Origin of the sequence: Aliiruegeria lutimaris (genome assembly GCF_900099935.1) — a bacterium.
Taxonomy (GTDB): domain Bacteria; phylum Pseudomonadota; class Alphaproteobacteria; order Rhodobacterales; family Rhodobacteraceae; genus Tropicimonas; species Tropicimonas lutimaris.
On sequence record NZ_FNEK01000143.1, the window covers coordinates 2501 to 5780 of the forward strand.

Here is a 3280-nt window from a genome sequence, read left to right on the forward strand (position 1 = left end):
CTAACCAAATGGTTCGATCCGCACGGATTGAGCCGAATGTTCCATGTCTTCGGACGTGGAGCGGGAAAATGTATGACTTTTGATCGGAAAGAGAGACGTTGGCCGAACCAGCCTGACGTCGGAAGGCGCAAGTCTTGCTCTTTCTGGATCAAATCAAGCGCGAAAAGGGCGTTTGGTGGATGCCTTGGCAGCAAGAGGCGATGAAGGACGTGATACTCTGCGATAAGTCCTGGGGAGCTGAGAATAAGCTTTGATCCAGGAATTTCCGAATGGGGCAACCCACCTGACAGCACTCTATTGATAGCCTTGTGTTATCACTAGGTTGTTGAACCAGGTACTTTGTAGCTGAATATATAGGCTTCAAAGAGCAAACCCGGGGAACTGAAACATCTAAGTACCCGGAGGAAAGGAAATCAATTGATACTCCCCTAGTAGCGGCGAGCGAACGGGGACCAGCCAAGCCATGAGAGTGACAAGAACAGTCTGGAAAGACTGGCCATAGTGGGTGACAGCCCCGTATTGGAAGCTCGATTGGATGTATTAAGTAGGGCGGAACACGTGAAATTCTGTCTGAAGATCGGAGGACCACCTTCGAAGGCTAAGTACTCCTTGCTGACCGATAGCGAACCAGTACCGTGAGGGAAAGGTGAAAAGCACCCCGACGAGGGGAGTGAAACAGTTTCTGAAACCGGGCGCCTACAATCAGTCGGAGGGACCTCGAGTCCTGACGGCGTACCTTTTGTATAATGGGTCATCGACTTGGTCTAACATGCAAGCTTAAGCCGATAGGTGTAGGCGTAGCGAAAGCGAGTCTTAATAGGGCGTCGAGTATGTTGGATCAGACCCGAAACCGAGTGATCTAGGCATGACCAGGATGAAGGTAAGGTAACACTTACTGGAGGTCCGAACCCACACCTGTTGAAAAAGGTCGGGATGAGTTGTGCCTAGGGGTGAAAGGCCAATCAAACTCGGAGATAGCTGGTTCTCCGCGAAATCTATTTAGGTAGAGCGTCGCACGAATACCCTCGGGGGTAGAGCACTGGATGGGTAATGGGGTCCCACAGACTTACTGATCCTAACCAAACTCCGAATACCGAGGAGTACTATGCGGCAGACACACTGCGGATGCTAACGTCCGTAGTGGAGAGGGAAACAACCCTGACCTCCAGCTAAGGCCCCTAATTCATGGCTAAGTGGGAAAGCAGGTGGGACGACCAAAACAACCAGGAGGTTGGCTTAGAAGCAGCCATCCTTTAAAGATAGCGTAACAGCTCACTGGTCTAATCAAGTTGTCCTGCGGCGAAGATGTAACGGGGCTCAAGCCATGAGCCGAAGCTGAGGACTGCGTATGCAGTGGTAGCGGAGCGTAGTGTGATATAACACCAATCCTCCTTAGTCTTCTCCGGAAGGCATTGGAGGATAAGGTGTTGTCTGTGAAGCCGGGCTGTAAGGCATCCGGTGGAGAGATCACTAGTGAGAATGATGACATGAGTAGCGACAAACAGGGTGAGAGACCCTGTCGCCGAAAGTCCAAGGGTTCCTGCTTAAAGCTAATCTGAGCAGGGTAAGCCGGCCCCTAAGTCGAGGCAGAAATGCGTAGACGATGGGAACTAGGTTAATATTCCTAGGCCAGGAGGATGTGACGGATCGAAACTGTTGTTCACCCTTATCGGATTGGGTGGGCCGCTGATCGGTTCCTGGAAATAGCCCTCCATCAGACCGTACCCTAAACCAACACAGGTGGACTGGTAGAGAATACCAAGGCGCTTGAGAGAACGATGTTGAAGGAACTCGGCAAAATACCTCCGTAAGTTCGCGAGAAGGAGGCCCGGGTTCAAGGCAACTTGGATCCGGGGGCACAAACCAGGGGGTGGCGACTGTTTACTAAAAACACAGGGCTCTGCGAAGTCGCAAGACGACGTATAGGGTCTGACGCCTGCCCGGTGCCTGAAGGTTAAAAGGAGGGGTGAGAGCTCCGAATTGAAGCCCAGGTAAACGGCGGCCGTAACTATAACGGTCCTAAGGTAGCGAAATTCCTTGTCGGGTAAGTTCCGACCTGCACGAATGGCGTAACGACTTCCCCGCTGTCTCCAACATCGACTCAGCGAAATTGAATTGCCTGTCAAGATGCAGGCTTCCCGCGGTTAGACGGAAAGACCCCGTGCACCTTTACTACAGCTTCACACTGGCATTAGGCCGAACATGTGCAGGATAGGTGGTAGGCTTCGAAGCAGGGACGCCAGTCTCTGTGGAGCCTTCCTTGAGATACCACCCTTGTTCTGCTTGATGTCTAACCGCGGTCCGTTATCCGGATCCGGGACCCTGTGTGGCGGGTAGTTTGACTGGGGCGGTCGCCTCCTAAAGCGTAACGGAGGCGCGCGAAGGTTGGCTCAGAGCGGTCGGAAATCGCTCGTTGAGTGCAATGGCAGAAGCCAGCCTGACTGCGAGACTGACAAGTCGAGCAGAGACGAAAGTCGGCCATAGTGATCCGGTGGTCCCGAGTGGAAGGGCCATCGCTCAACGGATAAAAGGTACGCCGGGGATAACAGGCTGATGGTGCCCAAGAGTCCATATCGACGGCACCGTTTGGCACCTCGATGTCGGCTCATCTCATCCTGGGGCTGGAGCAGGTCCCAAGGGTACGGCTGTTCGCCGTTTAAAGAGGTACGTGAGCTGGGTTTAGAACGTCGTGAGACAGTTCGGTCCCTATCTGCCGTGGGTGTAGGATACTTGAGAGGAGTTGCCCCTAGTACGAGAGGACCGGGGTGAACGATCCACTGGTGGACCTGTTGTGGCGCCAGCCGCAGTGCAGGGTAGCTATGATCGGAAAGGATAACCGCTGAAGGCATCTAAGCGGGAAGCCCCCCTCAAAACAAGGTATCCCTGAGGGCCGTGGTAGACCACCACGTCGATAGGCCGGAGATGTAAGCGCAGCAATGCGTTCAGTTGACCGGTACTAATTGCCCGATAGGCTTGATTTGATCCAGTAAAAGCAAGACTGGAATACAGAAGTCAAACCATTGGCTTGGACAATCTGATCCCGGTGTTTGGAAACAAACACCAGGGGCTTTCCTTGGTTTGGTGGTCATAGCACGAGTGAAACACACGATCCCATCCCGAACTCGACCGTTAAGCACCGTAGCGCCGATGGTACTGCGTCTCAAGACGTGGGAGAGTAGGTCACCGCCAAACCTAGAAAAGCCCCAATAACTCTCTATACAAAAAATACAAAAAGCCCCGCCCAAAAAATGGCGGGGCTTTCTGTATTCCAAAACGGAAA

General features: G+C 53.0%; 2 rRNA genes. Both read left to right on the top strand.

The features are described from left to right. The first annotated feature begins 151 nt into the window (after positions 1-151). Positions 152-2981 (top strand): 23S ribosomal RNA (locus BLR85_RS27625). A gap of 96 nt (positions 2982-3077) precedes the next feature. Beyond that, positions 3078-3192 (top strand): 5S ribosomal RNA (gene rrf / locus BLR85_RS27630). The last annotated feature ends 88 nt before the right edge of the window (positions 3193-3280 follow it).